This window comes from Millisia brevis NBRC 105863 (assembly GCF_001552615.1).
In the GTDB taxonomy this organism is placed as follows: Bacteria; Actinomycetota; Actinomycetes; order Mycobacteriales; family Mycobacteriaceae; genus Millisia; species Millisia brevis.
The window spans coordinates 43,935-60,174 of record NZ_BCRN01000015.1; the positions used below are offsets into that span (position 1 = coordinate 43,935).

The following is a 16,240-nucleotide window of genomic DNA, read 5'->3' on the forward strand; positions in this document are numbered from 1 at the left end:
CCAACCGGCCGCGGCGACTCCGGCACGATTCGGTTACCGCGCGGGGGTATCGATGTCGGCGCCGTCCCACCACCGGTCGCCGGGGATCGCCTCGACCTGCTGTTTCGCCAGCCACGGACCGGCGCCGGTGTCGCCGTGCAGGCTCGCGCGCAGCGACGGCCAGTGGTCGCGGCCGATCAGCACCGGATGCCCCGGCCGACCGGCGTAGGTGATCCGCCGCAGGGTGGCGGTACCGACCGGCGCGGCCACCGCGAGCGCCACGACCTCCCGGGGCAGCGCGGGTTGGTCGACCAGAACGATCAGCGCGGCATCGGCGGGATCGGCTGCCACACCGACCGGTGACACGTCCGAACCCGGGTCGATCGCGTCCAACCCGGCCCGCAGCGACGCCGCCATCCCCGTCTCCCAGTCCCCCGCGATCACCACCTCGACGCCCTCGGGCACCACATCCGCCGCGCGGTCCGCCTCGGCCCCGAGCACCACCAGCACCCGCCCGACCCCGGCGGCCCGCACCGTCTCGACCACCGAGACCATCCACGGTCGTCCGGCCGCATCGCGCGCCAGCGCCTTCGGCCCGCCGTACCGCCGCCCCGCCCCGGCAGCCAGCACGATCCCGACCACCCGGGCCCCGCCCGCAGAAACGTCCGCGCTCACCGCACCCGCCGGCCGCGCACCACCACTCCGCTGATCGCCGGTTCGCGCAGCCCGTTGAGCAGCGCGAACAGGGTCTGCCGGGCGGCGAGGTCCTCGTCGTCGGCGCGGATTCCGCCGGCGATCGCCCCGTCCAGGGCCGGGAACCGCTCCGGGTCGATCAGCAGCAGGTCCGCTTCCTTGCCAACGTCGAAGTTGCCGAACAACTGCTCCTGGTCGAGCGCGCGGGCGCCGGCGAGGGTGCCGCTGAAGAGCAGCTCCGCCGGACCGATAGACACGGCGGCGTCGCCGGGCTCGGTCATGTGCACCCCGTAGCCGGCCGCGAGGACCCGGGAGATCAACCATTCGTCGCCGGCGCCGACGTCGGTGCCCATCGCGACGGTGACCCCGGCGTCGATGGTGCGCCGCCACGGCATGGTGCCGGAGCCGAGGAATAGCTGCGAGGTCGGGCAGTGCGCGATCGACGCTTCGGCGGCGGCGAGCCGGGCGAGCTCGTCGTCGTGGCAGTGCACCGCGTGCGCCATGATCGTGCGCCGCCCGAGCAGCGAGCTGCCGCCGCGGGTGCTGCCGGGCATGAACAATCCGTCGTAGGTGTCGAGGTAGTGCTCGACGTCGTAGGTCGCGCGGACGGCGGCGATCTCGCCGGTGCCGGGGCGGTTGTTCTCGCTCAGATGCGAGTGCACGTAGACGCCGCGGTCGCGCACGTCCTCGTACAGTTCACCGAGGGCGGCGAGGGTCTCGGTCGTGGTCGAGAGGCTGAAGCGCGGCACGATCGCCACCTGGACCAGGGCGGATCGTTCCGGTCGCACCAGCACGTCGCGGCCGTGCCAACACTCGATTTCGGCGGCGACCAGTTCGATCGCCTCGGCCTCGGAGGTCATCAGCGGTTTGGCGGCGGGCGGGCCGGAGGTCTGGATGCCGCGGCCGGATACCGTGCGCAGGCCGGCGGCCAGCGAAGCACTGAACAGCGCGTCCTGCGCCACCGGAAAAGCGGACCCGAAGACCATCGCGGCGGTGGTGCCCACCGACAGGCGGCGGTCGATGAAGTCGGCGGCGATCTTCTCGGCGAAGGCCGGATCGGCCAGCCGCGCCTCGGCCGGGAAGATGCAGTTCTCCAGCCATTCGAGCAGCTGGCCGCCGCCGTAGGCGCCGACGCTGTAGGTCTGCGGGAAGTGAATATGCGCGTCGACGAATCCCGGCAGCAGGAACCCGGCGGTGGTCACCGGAAGCGCCGCGTACTGCTCGGGCAGGTCAGCGGCCGATCCGACCCAGGCGATGACGCCCTCGTCGTCGACGACCACCGCGCCGTCGGGTAGGGACACCAGATGGTGATCGGCGGTCTGCACATCCGGCGCCCCGGCGATATGGAAGACGTGGCCCCGATAGATCTGCGCACTGCTCATCGGGAGCTCCCTCGCGTCGCGGCCGACCGAGCCCGGTACCGCGGCTCGCTGTCGATCAATTGTTGGGCACCTCGAGGCCGACAGCGAGCCGGGAAGTGTTAAGTGGGACGAAACTTACCTGAACGAAACACGCACGCCGGTCCGGTGTCGCAACCGGTATCTAACGTGGTAACCGTGTTCGAGCACGCGCGATTGATCGTCGACGAGGTCGACGCCGGGCGCCCGGTCGCCCTGGCTGTGGTGATTTCCGTGTCGGGCAGTGCGCCGCGTCCGGTGGGCACGTCGATGGTGGTCACCGCGGCCGGTCGGGTGCGCGGCAGCCTTTCCGGCGGCTGTGTGGAGTCCGCGGTGGTGCAGGTGGCGATCGAGGTGGTCGCCGGTGCGTCCGCCACCACGGAGGTCTTCGGCTATACGGACGCCGAGGCGTTCTCGGTGGGGTTGATGTGCGGCGGAGCGGTCGAGGTGATCGTGCTGCCGATCGATGCCGCCACCCCGGCGGAGGTCCTCGACCTCTACCGCTCGGTCGCCGAGGATCACGAATCCGAGGCCGCGTTGGCCGTTCGTGTGGCCGGGACGGGGGTCGGCACGCTGACCCGCGAGATGCCGGCGGGTATCGGCCCCACCCGGATCGACGAGCCCGATCGGTCGCGGTTGGTTTGCCCGGTGCCGCGAGCCGCGCCGTTCCTGATCTACGGCGGCGTCGACATCGCCGGTCCGCTGGCGACCCTGGCCCGGATGGCCGGCCATCGGGTGGCGGTCTGCGATGCGCGACCGGTCTTCGCCGATCCGGCTCGTTTCCCGGATGCCCACGAGGTGGTGCGCATGCAGCCGGTGGCACATCTGCGCGAGCAGCCGGACGATCCGGCCGCGGTGATCTGCGTGCTGACCCACGAGGACCGTTTCGACGTGCCGTTGCTGATCGAAGCACTGGGCCGCCGCGCCGCCTATGTCGGGGCGATGGGCAGCCGGTCGACCAGCGAGCGGCGTCGACAATTGCTGGTCGACCACGGTGTCGCCGCATCCGATCTGGAACGGTTGCACGCGCCGATCGGCCTGGACCTGGGCGGTTCGACGCCCTACGAGACCGCGCTGGCGATCCTGGCGGAGGTGGTCGCCGCCCGCAACGGCCGATCGGGCGGCCGGCTGCGCCAGGGCAGCGGCCCCCTGCACGCGGTCACCGCCGGGGCCGTTATCCGGACACCGCCCGCCACACCCGGTCGCGGCTGAACGGCGTCTCGTAGACCCGGGTGCCCAGCGCCCGGCTGATCGCATTGCCGACCGCCGCGGCGACCGGGTTGAACGGCGATTCGCTCATCGACTTCGCCCCGTACGGGCCGAGGTCGTCGGAGGTATCCGCGAAGTAGACCTCGGTATAGGGGATGTCGGCCATCTGCGGGATGCGGTAGGTGCGGAAGCTCGGTGACACCACGCCGCCCGCGCCGTCGAGCATCACCTCCTCGTAGAGGGCGCTGCCGTAGCCCTGGGCGACGCCGCCGTCGACCTGGCCGCGGCATTGCTCGGGGTTCATCACCGTCCCGGCGTCGGCGGACTGCACCGACTGCAAAATTCGCACCTCGCCGGTGCTGATGTCGACCGCGAGGCGCACCGCGTGCACGTTGAACGCCAGCGACCGCATGTCGCCGTGTTCCTCGCCGCGGGCGATCATCCCGTCGCCATCCCGTTCGTCGTCGTTCGCCTCGGCGATCACCCGCGCGAAGTCGACCGGGCCGGCCGGGGTGTACACCGCGTCGAGGCTGACCCGACAGTCGGCGGCGTCGCTGTCGGTGAGCTTGGCGGCGATCTCGACGATGCGGGTGGACAGGGCGGTCGCCGCGGCGTGCACCGCCTTGCCGGCGACGGTGATGCCCGCCGAGGCGAACGCGCCGGTGTCGTATTCGGCGGTATCGGTATCGGAGTTGTGCAGGCGCACCGCGACGGGGGTGGTACCGAGCGCCTCGGCGACGATCTGGGTCTGGACCGTTGTGGTGCCGTTGCCGAATTCGGCGGTGCCGACCCCGACGTCGTAGGTGCCGTCCGGGCGCAGCGTCACCGAGGCCTTCGAGACGTGCCCGAACGGCGCCATCGTCGCGATCAGCGCGACCGCCATCCCCTCGCCCACCCGCCACGCGTCACCGGTGGGGGCCGCAACACCGTTGCCGCGTTGCATCGCCTGTTGGGCGAGGTCGAGGCATTGGTCGAGGCCGTAGCTGCCGTAGGCGATATCGGATTCGGGCTCCTCGTGTCCGGTCAGCAGCGGGTCTCCGTCGGCGATCGCGTTGCGGCGGCGCAGTTCGAAGGGGTCGATGTCGAGTTGCTGCGCGATCATGTCGAGCGCGGATTCGACGCCGAGGATCACCTGCCCGAGCCCATAGCCGCGGAAGGCGCCCGAGGGCGGGTTGTTGGTGTAGCAAACGGTGCCGGAGACGCGCTTGTTCGGCGTGCGGTAGAGGCTGACCGACTCGGCGCAGGCGTGGAAGAGCACGCCGCGCGAGTGGTTGCCGTAGGCGCCGGTATCGCTGAGGACCGAGACCTCCATGGCGGTCAGGTCGCCGTCGCGGGTGGCGCCGATGCGCACCTGCACCTCCATCGGGTGGCGGTAGGAGGTGCGGGTGAACTCGTCCTTGCGGGTCATCTCGTAGGAGACCGGCCGGCCGAGGCGCAGCACCGCGGCGGCGACCAGGTCCTCGGTGAGGATCTCCTGCTTGCCGCCGAAGCCGCCGCCGACGCGGGCGGCGAAGACGCGCACCCGGTCGGTGGGCAGGTCGAAGATGCGGCACAGCTCGTCGCGGGTCAGGAAGGGCACCTGGGTGCTCGACCGGATGACCAGCCGACCGTCGTCGTCGATCCAGCCGATGCTGCCGTGGGTTTCGAGTTGGCCGTGCGTCTGCCGTTGGGTGCGCCAGGTTCCGGAGACGACCACGTCGGCGGCGGCCATCTGCCCGTCGACGTCGCCGCGTTCGTTGGCGAAGGTCAGCACCAGGTTGCGGGCGGCGTCATCGACCCGGTCGGCCGGTGTGCGGTCGGGGTGGATCACCGGGGCGCCCTCGGCGAGGGCGGCGTGCGGGTCGAAGACGGCGGGCAGCGGTTCGTAGTCGATCTCGATCAGCCGGCAGGCCTCCTCGGCGATGCCGAGGTCGGTCGCGATGACCGCGGCGACCCGTTGGCCGATGAACCGAACGGTGTCGTCCAGCATCACCGTGTCGTCCGGGTCGTCCTCGCGGTGTTCGTGCCGGGCGGTCGAGTAGAGGAAGTCGGGGGCGTCGCGGTGGGTGAGCACCAGTTCGACCCCGTCGAGCTTCTCGGCGGCGGTCGTGTCGATGCGGGTGATCCGCGCGTGCGCGTGCGGGCTGCCCAGCACGGCCAGGTGCAGGCAGTCCGCCGGGAACTGATCGAAGGTATACGGCTCGCGGCCGGAGACGACCCGTTCGGCGGCGGGCGGGCGCCAGGACTGCCCGACCGCACCCTTGGGCGGTTCCGGTCGCGGCGACGGCGAGCCGAGCGAGCGGCCGATCGCCTCGCGGATCGACCGGTAGCCGGTGCAGCGGCAGAGATTGCCCTTCATGGTGCGGGGCAGGTCGTCGAGCGCCTCGGGCCCGAGCGTCGAGGTGGTGACGATCATGCCGGCGGTGCAGAAGCCGCATTGGAAACCGAAGTGGTCGACAAATGCCTGCTGGACGGGGTGCAGGTCACCGGGTTTGCCGAGGCCGGCGGCGGTGGTGACGGTCGACTCGGTCGCCCGGGAGGCCGGGTAGATGCAGGAGTGCACGGCCTTGCCGTCGAGGACGACGGAGCAGGCGCCGCAGTCGCCGGCGTCGCAGCCCTTCTTGACGGCGGTATGCCCGTTCTCGCGCAGGAAGGTGCGCAGGCACTGGCCGGGGCGCGGCTGGCGGTCGACCGGTTGGCCGTCGACGATCATGCGGTTTCCTCCTGCAGGTCGGCGAGGACGCGGGCGGCGAGTTCGGCGCTGACGCCGCGCCGCCAGTCGGCGGTGCCGAGCGGATCGGTGTAGAAGTCCGGGAGGTCGAGGACGTCCTGTCGCAGGTCTGCGGGAGTCGGCATCGACGGGTAGACCAACGGACGCGGGCGCAGCGTGGCGGCGGTGATCACCACGGTGACCCGGTCGTCCTGGTCGCGGCGGCCGGTGACCACCGAACCGGACCGTCCCAGCTGGGCGAGGGCGATCTTTCGCATCGAGGTGCGGGCGCGCAGGGCGCGTTCGGGGATCTCGAAGGCCCGCAGCACCTCGCCGTCGGCCAGCGAATTGACCCCGTTGTCGAGGACGAGGTCGGCCACCGGGATGCGCCGCTCCCCGCCGTCGGGGGTCCACACCACCGCGACGGTGTCCAGACCGGCGAACAGCGAGGTGATGGCGCCGGCGGCGAACGACCGCGCGACGTTGCCGCCGACGGTGGCGACGTTCCAGATCTTCCAGCCCGCGAGCAGGGCGTGGCAGCACTGCGCGAACAGCGGCAGCGCCGTCCACCGCTCCCGCTCGGCGGGGGTGAAGGCGTCGGAGTCGGGATTCGACAGGGCGGCGAGGTCGGCGATCGTGCAGGTGGCGGAGACGGTCAGTCCGTCGGCGGTGCGCTCCCACGGCTGCCACGGCATGCGGGAGATGTCGACGAACCCGCGCACCTCGATGACCGGTTCGGACATCAGCCAGGTTCCACCGGCCATGATCCGCTCCCCCGGCGCCAACGCGAGGTCGGCGCGGCTGGTCGCGAACCGGTACGACCGAACGGTGTGCTGGTCCATGGTCCTCCCGGGTGATCGGTCATCCAGTCAAACCGACAAATGTTGCGCGGGCCCGGTTGAATGTTGCAACGGGATCACCGAAGCGGGCGCCGATCCTCAGGCCAGCAGCCGCCACAACCCGATCAGGCCCACGATCACGATGGTCACCCGCAGGGCGGTCGGCGACAAGCGGCGCCCGTAGGTCGAGCCGAGCCAGCCGCCGATGAGCGACCCGATCGCGATGATGCCCGCGGCCGCCCAGCTGACCCGGTCGAAGGCGACGACGGTGTAGAAGACCGCGGCGACGATGTTGACCAGCAGCGCCAGCAGGTTCTTCGCGGCGTTGAGCCGTTGCAGCGAGTCGGGGATCAGCGCGCCCATCATCGCGACGAGCATGATGCCCTGGGCGGCGGTGAAGTAGCCGCCGTAGATGCCGATCAGGAACGTTCCCACCAGCATGATCCCGGTGGCTACCGGTCCCATCCCGCCGCCGGCGCGGGCGTCGAGGCGCTTCTTGACGCGCGCCTGGATCCACGGTTGGACGGCCACCAGGATCAGCGCCATCACCAGCAGCACCGGCACGACCGCGTGGAAGACGGTCTCGGGCAGATGCAGCAACAGCCACGCGCCGAGGACCGCGCCGGACAGGGATGCCGGGATCTGCCAGCGCAGCCGCGGCCACTGCCCCTTCAGTTCGCGCCGATAGCCCCACACCCCGGAGAAGCCGCCGGCGACCAGGCCGACCGCGTTGGACATCGTGGCGACCACCGGCGGATAACCGAACGCCACCAGGGTGGGAAAGGTGATCAGGGTGCCGCTGCCGACCACCGCGTTGATCGCCCCCGCTGCGACGGCCGCGACGAGCAGGATCCCGATCTCCCAATAACTCACCGCCCGACCCTATCCGGTTCGCGCACTGGCACTTCCGGCACGCTCGCCGCATTCGACAACGCCGAACGCCGCCCACCGACCGGCCTCCGCGCGCCAGGAACGTGATTGGGGAGTCTCCCATCCACCCCATGGGCGTGAAACTCCCCAAAGATCCACGCCGGATGTGCCGCGGAAACGCCGAACGGCGCCCAACCACTGGGTGGACGCCGATCTAGGTAAGGAGACCTACGTGATCATGGCGTGATGGCGGTGACACCCGCGAGGTCGCCGAACCTCGCCTTCGTGTCGAGGGAAACAACAGTTCGACCGGTCTCCGCAGCATGAGCGGCGATGATCAGATCATGCGCGCCACGTGGCCTACCCGATCTGCGTATCTGCGCCATGAGTTGAGCGTGGCGAGTGGCGGTGGCGTCGGTGTATTCGAGAATCTCGAGGTCGGTGAGCAGCAGGGCGAGCCGACGGGAACGTTGAGCCGCCCGCTCGGCCGTATCGGCCAGTTCGATCCCCACCCGGAACTCCGCGACGGTGACCGCGGCGATCGCGAGATCGTCCTCGTCGAAGGCTGTCCGGTCGATCGTCGCGCGCTCGTAGGCGAGGAGAACACCGGTGTCCAGAATCAGTCGTCTGCCCACGGGTCCTCCACCTCGTCGGACACCGCGGCGAGTCCTGCCTCGATATCAGAGGCGTAGTCGTCGTCGAACGGTGGCACGTCGGTCTCCTCCAGCGCGCGCCGCAGCGAACGGCCGGCATTCGTCGAGGGCGGCGTAACCGTGGCCACGGTTCGGCCGTGTCGGACGATGCGAATCGTCTCACCGCGTTCGGCGCGGCTCAGCACCGCCGAGAAGTTGCGCGATGCTTCGGCCGCGGACATGGTCACCATAGATTCAAATTATCTGAATTCCGCAGCCGGGGCTTCCCCCGTTCGATTCGGCCGGCCGGCACCGGGACGGAAACGCCGAACGGCGCCCACCCGGTGGAGTGGACGCCGTTCGGTGTGAAGCGAACTACTGGTGAAGCGAACTACTGGTGAGTCCGAGTCACTTGACGATCTTGGTGACGCGACCGGCACCGACGGTGCGGCCACCCTCACGGATCGCGAACCGCAGGCCCTCGTCCATGGCGACCGGCTGGATGAGCACAACGCTCATCTCGGTGTTGTCGCCCGGCATGACCATCTCGGTGCCCTCGGGGAGGGTAACGACGCCGGTCACGTCGGTGGTACGGAAGTAGAACTGCGGGCGGTAGTTGTTGAAGAACGGCGTGTGACGGCCGCCCTCATCCTTGGACAGGATGTACGCCTGGCCCTCGAACTCGGTGTGCGGGGTGGTCGTACCCGGCTTGACGACGACCTGGCCGCGCTCGACATCCTCACGCTTGATGCCACGAACCAGCAGACCGACGTTGTCGCCGGCCTGGCCCTGGTCGAGCAGCTTGCGGAACATCTCGATACCGGTGACGGTGGTCTTGGTCGAGGTCGGCTTGATACCGACGATCTCGACCTCTTCGTTGACGTTGACCACGCCACGCTCGACACGACCGGTGACCACGGTGCCGCGGCCGGTGATCGTGAAGACGTCCTCGACGGGCATCAGGAACGGGAGCTCGGTCTCGCGGACCGGGTCCGGGATCGACTCGTCGACCGCGTCCATCAGATCCTCGACGGACTTGACCCACTCCGGGTCACCCTCGAGGGCCTTGAGCGCGGACACCTTGACGACCGGCGCGTCCTCGTCGAACTCCTGGGCGGCCAGCAGTTCGCGGACCTCCATCTCGACGAGCTCGATGATCTCTTCGTCGTCGACCATGTCCGCCTTGTTCAGCGCCACCAGGATGTAGGGGACGCCGACCTGACGGGCCAGCAGAACATGCTCACGGGTCTGCGGCATCGGGCCGTCGGTGGCCGCCACAACCAGGATCGCGCCGTCCATCTGGGCCGCGCCGGTGATCATGTTCTTGATGTAGTCGGCGTGGCCGGGGGCATCAACGTGGGCGTAGTGACGCTTCTCGGTCTGGTACTCGACGTGCGAGATGTTGATGGTGATACCGCGCTGCTTCTCTTCGGGCGCCTTGTCGATCTGATCGAACGCAAAGCTCTCGTTGAGAGTCGGGAACTTGTCGGCCAGCACCTTGGTGATGGCCGCCGTGAGCGTGGTCTTACCGTGGTCAACGTGACCGATGGTGCCGATGTTGACGTGCGGCTTCGTCCGCTCGAACTTCGCCTTCGCCACTTGATGGTCCTCCTGGACTTGTAGATGCGTGCTGTTGCAGCAGTGCGTGGTGGGTATTACTTCGGTCGTGCGGCTAACGGGGAGTAACTACGCAGTGAACAAGGTCGTTCACTTCGTTCACTCCCCGGTCGCCTTGGCGATGATCTCCTTCGACACGTTGGCCGGAACCTCCGCGTACGAGTCGAACACCATGGAGTAGTTCGCCCGGCCCTGGGTCTTCGACCGCAGATCACCGATATAACCGAACATCTCCGAAAGCGGAACCAGCGCCTTCACGACACGGGCACCACTGCGTTCCTCCATGGCCTGAATCTGGCCACGGCGGGAGTTGAGGTCGCCGATCACATCGCCCATGTACTCCTCGGGCGTGGTCACCTCGACCGCCATCAGCGGCTCGAGGATCACCGGACCGGCCTTGCGGGCAGCTTCCTTGAGCGCCGCGGAGCCGGCGATCTTGAAGGCCATTTCCGACGAGTCGACGTCGTGGTACGCGCCGTCGGTCAGGGTCAGCTTCAAGTTCACCAGCGGGTAACCGGCGAGGACACCGTACTGCATGGCATCCTGCGCGCCGGCGTCGACCGAAGGGATGTACTCCTTCGGCACGCGGCCACCGGTGACCTTGTTCTCGAACTCGTAGGTCGCACCGTCTTCGCCGTGGAACGGCTCGACGTTGATGAGGACCTTCGCGAACTGGCCGGAGCCACCGGTCTGCTTCTTGTGGGTGTAGCTGTGGCCGATCACCGGCTTGGTGATCGTCTCGCGGTACGCCACCTGCGGCTTGCCGACGTTCGCCTCGACCTTGAACTCGCGACGCATGCGGTCGACGAGGATGTCGAGGTGGAGCTCGCCCATACCGCCGATGACGGTCTGGCCGGTCTCGTCGTCCAGCTCGACGGAGAAGGTGGGATCCTCCTCGGCGAGCTTCTGGATCGCGGTGCCGAGCTTCTCCTGGTCGGCCTTCGACTTCGGCTCGATCGAGACCTGGATAACCGGGTCCGGGAAGCTCATCGACTCGAGCACGATCGGGTTCGCCTGGTCGCACAGGGTGTCACCGGTCGTGGTGTCCTTCAGGCCGATCATCGCGTAGATGTGACCCGCGACGGCCTCGTTGACCGGGTTCTCCTTGTTGGCATGCATCTGGAAGAGCTTGCCGATGCGCTCCTTCTTGCCCTTGGTGGCGTTGAGCACCTGGGCGCCGGGATCGACCCGACCGGAGTAGACGCGCACGAAGGTCAGCTTGCCGAAGAACGGGTGCGCCGCGATCTTGAACGCCAGAGCGGAGAACGGCTCGTCCTTGCTCGGCTTGCGGGTGAGCTCTTCTTCCTCGTCGCTGACCGAGTGGCCGTGCACCTCGCCGATGTCCAGCGGGTTCGGCAGGTAGTCGATCACGGCGTCGAGCATCGGCTGGATGCCCTTGTTCTTGAACGCGGAACCGCAGAGCACCGGGTAGAGCTCGGAGTTGACGGTCATCTTGCGGATGGCCGCCTTGATTTCCTCGACGGTCAGTTCCTCGCCGCCGAAGTACTTCTCCATGAGCTCTTCGTCGGACTCGGCCACCGTCTCGAGCAGCTTCTCGCGGTACTCGGCGGCGCGATCGGCCAGATCCGCGGGGATCTCCTCGATCGTCGGCGCGGCGCCGATCTCGACGGTGCCCCGCCAGGTGATGGCCTTCATCTCAACCAGGTCGACAACGCCGTCGAAGTCGTCCTCGGCACCGATCGGCAGCTGCAGAACCAGCGGCTTCGCGCCGAGGCGGTCGATGATCGTCTGCACGGTGAAGTAGAAGTCCGCGCCCATCTTGTCCATCTTGTTGACAAAACAGATGCGGGGGACGTCGTACTTCGCCGCCTGACGCCAGACCTGCTCGGACTGCGGCTCGACGCCTTCCTTGCCGTCGAACACGGCGACGGCACCGTCGAGCACGCGCAGCGAGCGCTCCACCTCGACGGTGAAGTCGACGTGTCCCGGGGTGTCGATGATGTTGATCTGGTTACCGTTCCAGAAGCAGGTCACCGCGGCGGAGGTGATCGTGATGCCGCGTTCCTTCTCCTGCTCCATCCAGTCCGTCGTCGACGCACCGTCGTGCGTCTCACCGATCTTGTAGTTCACACCGGTGTAGAAGAGGATGCGCTCGGTAGTGGTGGTCTTGCCGGCATCGATGTGCGCCATGATGCCGATGTTGCGGACCTTGTTCAGGTCGGTCAGCACTTCCTGTGCCACGAATTCAGTCCCGCCTCGTAGGTCGAAGGTTGTGGTTCGAAGGTCGGTAGATGGGCCGCATCGTCGAGGACCGTCGAAATCTCATCTCGCGATGCACCAAAGCCACCCTTGTGGGGCAACCGACGCGCCTTACAACGCTGCTCGCGCGGTAAGTATGCCCGTACGCGCCTCACGAGGCGCGTACGGGCCCTACTTCACCAGCGGTAGTGCGCGAAGGCCCGGTTCGCCTCGGCCATCTTGTGAGTGTCTTCACGACGCTTCACCGAGGCTCCGAGACCGTTGCTCGCGTCCAGCAGCTCGTTGGCGAGCCGCTCGACCATCGTCTTCTCCCGACGGGCGCGCGAGAAGGTGACCAACCAGCGCAGCGCGAGGGTGTTGGCGCGGCCCGGGCGGACCTCGACCGGCACCTGGTAGGTGGCGCCACCGACGCGGCGGCTCTTGACCTCGAGGGCGGGGCGGACGTTGTCCAGGGCGCGCTTGAGGGTGATGACCGGATCGGTGCCGGTCTTCTCGCGAGCCTGCTCGAGGGCGCCGTAGACGATGCGCTCCGCGACCGACTTCTTGCCGTCGAGAAGGATCTTGTTCACGAGCTGGGTGACCAGCGGCGATCCGTATACCGGATCATTGATCAACGGGCGCTTGGGCGCCGGACCCTTGCGGGGCATGTCAGCTCTTCTCCTTCTTCGCGCCGTAGCGGCTGCGGGCCTGCTTACGGTTCTTGACGCCCTGGGTGTCCAGCGAGCCGCGGATGATCTTGTAACGAACGCCGGGGAGGTCCTTCACACGACCGCCGCGCACGAGCACCATCGAGTGCTCCTGGAGGTTGTGGCCCTCACCGGGGATGTAGGCGGTCACCTCGACACCGCTGGTCAGGCGCACACGGGCGACCTTCCGAAGCGCGGAGTTCGGCTTCTTCGGGGTGGTGGTGTACACGCGGGTGCACACGCCGCGTCGCTGCGGGCTGCCCTTGAGCGCCGCGGTCTTGGTCTTCGCGACCTTGTCGCGGCGGCCCTTACGGACCAGCTGGTTGATGGTTGGCATTGACCGGCTTTCCCTCTTCGCTGTTGTCTCGGGTAACGCTTGGTGTCTTCGGGTTGCTGCGTGTCGTTCGGGCCCGGAGGTGTGGGCCCGCACTGTTCGCCGAGACGTCGAACAACCCTTCGGTGTATCCCGAGGTCGGGCGTGTCACTTCCGCTCGTACGCCTGCTACCTGCGGTAACGGGCTGCCGGACGGCATGCGTCGACGATTCGGTCGCTTTCGCTGACCTACACGGAGCACGCTGTTGAGCCTTACGCTCCGGGCACGGTCGTCCAGAGTACGCGCCGGCTGCGCCGACGGTCAAAACGCCCCCTCCGCGGGGCCCCTGTAGGGGCTTCCGAAAGGGCTCCCGGAGGGGCTCAGATCGATCGGTTGACCGACAATTCCAGGAGCTTCTTCGCGGCCGCGCAGGCGTCCGCGGAGGTGCCCGGACGGTAGTGCACCCACCACCCGATCACCCCGCGCGAGGGGGCGGCGCCGGCGGCACCACAGGACGAGGGGTTGTCGGGCTGAGCGAGTTGGAGCGCCCCGATACCGCCGAGGGTCACATCGGTCACCGTGTAGCCGAGTCGCTGATTGGTCTCCCGTTCGACGTCGAGCGAGCCGTTCTCGAACCAGTTGAACGTCACCCGCACCACTCCGGTGGGACCGTCGGCGTCCCACCGGCAGATCGCCCCGTAGAAGGCGTGCCGGAGGGAGTCGGAGCCGATGGCGGCGGCGATCTGCTCGGGATCGACCAGCTCGCATTCGCGCAGGACGTCGTCGGGGATCCCGCCGGAGGTCGACCCCGGATCGGGATAGGTCCCCTCGGCGACCGCGGTGCCCTCGATCTGCCGACCGCAGCCGGTGAGCACCAGCAGCAGGACGGCCCAGACGACCAGCAGCCGGCCGGGCAGTGCGCGACCGGACAGTGCGTGTCCGGGCAGCGCATGTCCGGTCGGGGCGCGGCCGGTCACTGCGACCGTCCGATCGACAGCTGGGCCAGTTCGCGGGCGACCTCGCAGGGGTCGGCGGCGGGCGGGGTCGCGCCGTAGTTGATCGACCAGTGCTGGAAGTCGGCGCCGAAGTCGATCCCGATCTCGCAGAGCACCGCCGCCCCGGTCAGCGCGGAGTATCCGACGCCCTGGAACCCCGGGTGCCCGTCGACCTCGATGTCCTCGGCGGGGCGTCCGATCATCTCGGAGCCGGCCCGTTCCCGCGCGATCGGGCTGCCGCGGTACCAGGAGAAGGCCACCGACGGCATCGCCTCCCCCGTGATCTCCCAGGAGCAGCCGACCGAATCGCGGGTGATCAGGTCGAAGGCGGTCACCCCCATCAGCGAGACGACCTCGTCGTCGGTCACCGAGCCGCATTCACCGAAGAACGGGCCGGCCTGCGTATCGGTCTCCGACGAATCGACCCCGGCATCGGAATCGGAGGACTCGTCGGAGCCGCCGGAACCGCAGGCACCGAGCACCAGGACCGTCGCCAGCAGCGCGCCGACCGCACCGAACCGTCGCCGCGCCGGTCGAGGGTGTTCCACCACGGGCATCACCCTACCGAGCGAGGCCTCCGGGTTCCTCCGTTCGACCGGTCGGTCCGAGCGGCTCGACCGATCGGCCCGACGGCGGGGGGACGACCTCGCGGGGCCGGGCGAGGACCTGATCGAGCTGGGCGGCCCAGGCGCGCACGATCTCGCCGCGCCGACGGCTGTCGTCGGTGAGCAGGTTCGCCAGCCCCAGCCCGCGGGCGAGGTCGAGGGTGGCCTGGACGAGCCGGTGGGCGACCGGGTCGGCCGGGTCGATGCCCAGCGCCCGAACGGCCATGTGGTGGGCCTCGCGGCCGAAGCGTTCCTCGAGCGGCACGATCCGCGCCCGCAGGTCCGGGTCGGCCGCGGCGGCGGTCCACACCTGCAGGGCCGCGCGGAACAGCGGCCCGGTGTAGTAGTCGATCACCCGCGAGACGACCGCTTCGGTGCTCGGCTCGCTCGGGTTGTCGATGCGGGCGGCCTCGATGCGGGCCTGCCCGAACCGCTCGTCGAACATGTACTCGAGCGCCGCGGTGATCAGGTCCTCGCGGGTCGGGAAGTGGTGCTGGGCCGCGCCGCGGGAGACCCCGGCGCGTTCGGCGACCAGCGCGACGGTCGTCGCATTCCAGCCGGAGTCGGCCAGGGTGTCGATCGCCGCGGCGAGGATGCGGTCGCGGGTCAGCCGGGATCGGTCCTGTTTCGGTGCCCGCACCGCGGTCCGGTCAGCCACCATGCGGCGTCGCCGGTTCGGCTGGGGCCGCCGGTTCGGCCGCGGCGTCGGCCGGCGCGGCCGCCCAGCGCGGCGGTCGACGTTGCAGGAAGGCCAACATCCCCTCGGCGGCCTCCTCGGTACCGAACAGCCGCGCCGACGTCGCCGCCAGGTCCTTCGCGCGTTCGTCGAAACCGTCGAGGACGGCGGCGTTGACCAGCTTCTTCGACTCCGCCATACCCTGCGGTGAGACGGCACGAAACTCCGCGATCAATCGGTCCACCTCCTTCTCGGTGTCGTCGACGGCCTCGGTGATCAGCCCGATGCGCCGGGCCTCCCGCGCGTCGAAACTCTCCCCGGTCAGAAAGTAGCGACCGGCGGCGCGCGGATCGAGAACCGGCAACAGCGTGAGGGAAATGATCGCCGGTGATACCCCGATACGCGACTCGGTCAGCCCGAAGGTGGCGTTCGGGCCGGCGACGACGATGTCGCAGGCGCCGACCAATCCCATCCCGCCGGCGCGCACGTGCCCGTCGATGCGGCCGATCACCGCCTTGGGCAGCTCGAGGATCGCCCGCAGCAGCCGCACCATCTGCTCGGTGCGCAGCGCCGGGGTGGCCCCGACCTCGCGCAGGTCGGCCCCGGCGCAGAAGGTCTTCCCGGTGTGGGTGAGCACCACCACCCGCACGTCGGGGTCGGCCGCGGCGGCGGCGAAGCCGTCGACCAGTCCGGTGACCAGCGCCGTCGACAGGGCGTTGCGGTTGGCGGGCGAGTCGAGGGTCAGGATCGCCGCCCCACCCTCGACGCGGTAGCCCACCGGATCGGTCCGCCGCTCGGCCGTATCGGTCACCGCACGCT

Annotated in this window: 16 protein-coding genes; 1 reads left to right on the forward strand and 15 read right to left on the reverse strand. The window is 69.1% G+C overall.

Annotated elements, in window-relative coordinates:
- Window positions 1-33: 33 nt before the first annotated feature.
- The gene (locus MB1_RS19030) at window positions 34-654 is read right to left on the reverse strand and encodes a nucleotidyltransferase family protein (RefSeq protein ID WP_084352208.1); all 621 of its coding nucleotides are present in this window, start codon (window positions 652-654) and stop codon (window positions 34-36) included.
- Window positions 651-2,039 carry an amidohydrolase family protein gene (locus MB1_RS19035; protein WP_174531982.1) on the reverse strand — a complete coding sequence of 463 codons (1,389 nt, stop codon included), beginning with the start codon at window positions 2,037-2,039 and terminating at the stop codon, window positions 651-653. The genes MB1_RS19030 and MB1_RS19035 overlap by 4 nt, the downstream gene beginning before the upstream one ends.
- 189 nt (window positions 2,040-2,228) lie before the next feature.
- Here MB1_RS19035 and MB1_RS19040 point away from each other — a divergent pair, with 189 nt between their 5' ends.
- Window positions 2,229-3,281, forward strand: a complete 1,053-nt coding sequence (locus MB1_RS19040) for an XdhC family protein (RefSeq protein WP_066911099.1) — start codon at window positions 2,229-2,231, stop codon at window positions 3,279-3,281.
- Here MB1_RS19040 and MB1_RS19045 read toward each other — a convergent pair.
- The 13 genes from MB1_RS19045 to MB1_RS19105 form a co-directional block, all read right to left on the reverse strand.
- The gene (locus MB1_RS19045) at window positions 3,244-5,970 is read right to left on the reverse strand and encodes a molybdopterin-dependent oxidoreductase (protein WP_066911101.1); all 2,727 of its coding nucleotides are present in this window, start codon (window positions 5,968-5,970) and stop codon (window positions 3,244-3,246) included. The genes MB1_RS19040 and MB1_RS19045 overlap by 38 nt on opposite strands.
- Window positions 5,967-6,809 carry an FAD binding domain-containing protein gene (locus MB1_RS19050; RefSeq protein ID WP_066911105.1) on the reverse strand — a complete coding sequence of 281 codons (843 nt, stop codon included), beginning with the start codon at window positions 6,807-6,809 and terminating at the stop codon, window positions 5,967-5,969. The genes MB1_RS19045 and MB1_RS19050 overlap by 4 nt, the downstream gene beginning before the upstream one ends.
- A gap of 96 nt (window positions 6,810-6,905) precedes the next feature.
- Window positions 6,906-7,679 (reverse strand): sulfite exporter TauE/SafE family protein, encoded by a 774-nt coding sequence (locus MB1_RS19055; protein ID WP_066911108.1) that lies wholly within the window; start codon window positions 7,677-7,679, stop codon window positions 6,906-6,908.
- Between the two features lie 233 nt (window positions 7,680-7,912).
- Window positions 7,913-8,311, reverse strand: coding sequence for a PIN domain-containing protein (locus MB1_RS19060; RefSeq protein ID WP_066911111.1), 399 nt, complete (start codon window positions 8,309-8,311; stop codon window positions 7,913-7,915).
- A complete protein-coding gene (locus tag MB1_RS19065) occupies window positions 8,296-8,550 on the reverse strand; it encodes a type II toxin-antitoxin system Phd/YefM family antitoxin (protein WP_169801702.1) in 255 nt (84 codons plus the stop codon). Before MB1_RS19065 ends, MB1_RS19060 begins: the two co-directional genes overlap by 16 nt.
- Before the next feature lie 166 nt (window positions 8,551-8,716).
- Complete coding sequence (gene tuf / locus MB1_RS19070) at window positions 8,717-9,907, reverse strand: elongation factor Tu (RefSeq protein ID WP_066911117.1); 1,191 nt, start codon at window positions 9,905-9,907, stop codon at window positions 8,717-8,719.
- 117 nt (window positions 9,908-10,024) lie between these two features.
- A complete protein-coding gene (fusA, locus tag MB1_RS19075) occupies window positions 10,025-12,127 on the reverse strand; it encodes an elongation factor G (protein WP_066911120.1) in 2,103 nt (700 codons plus the stop codon).
- A gap of 194 nt (window positions 12,128-12,321) precedes the next feature.
- Window positions 12,322-12,792, reverse strand: a complete 471-nt coding sequence (rpsG, locus tag MB1_RS19080) for a 30S ribosomal protein S7 (protein WP_066911123.1) — start codon at window positions 12,790-12,792, stop codon at window positions 12,322-12,324.
- A 1-nt stretch (window position 12,793) separates the two neighbouring features.
- Window positions 12,794-13,168: a 30S ribosomal protein S12 gene (gene rpsL, locus MB1_RS19085; protein WP_066911126.1), complete on the reverse strand. Its 375-nt coding sequence runs from the start codon at window positions 13,166-13,168 to the stop codon at window positions 12,794-12,796.
- A 357-nt stretch (window positions 13,169-13,525) separates the two neighbouring features.
- Window positions 13,526-14,122, reverse strand: a complete 597-nt coding sequence (locus MB1_RS19090; protein ID WP_066911129.1) for a DUF3558 domain-containing protein — start codon at window positions 14,120-14,122, stop codon at window positions 13,526-13,528.
- A complete protein-coding gene (locus MB1_RS19095) occupies window positions 14,119-14,691 on the reverse strand; it encodes a DUF3558 domain-containing protein (RefSeq protein ID WP_245650262.1) in 573 nt (190 codons plus the stop codon). The genes MB1_RS19090 and MB1_RS19095 overlap by 4 nt, the downstream gene beginning before the upstream one ends.
- Window positions 14,692-14,701: 10 nt before the next feature.
- Window positions 14,702-15,406 (reverse strand): TetR/AcrR family transcriptional regulator, encoded by a 705-nt coding sequence (locus MB1_RS19100; protein ID WP_066911131.1) that lies wholly within the window; start codon window positions 15,404-15,406, stop codon window positions 14,702-14,704.
- On the reverse strand, window positions 15,396-16,232 hold the full coding sequence (locus MB1_RS19105) for an enoyl-CoA hydratase family protein (RefSeq protein WP_084352210.1): 837 nt from the start codon (window positions 16,230-16,232) through the stop codon (window positions 15,396-15,398). Before MB1_RS19105 ends, MB1_RS19100 begins: the two co-directional genes overlap by 11 nt.
- Window positions 16,233-16,240 lie beyond the last annotated feature (8 nt).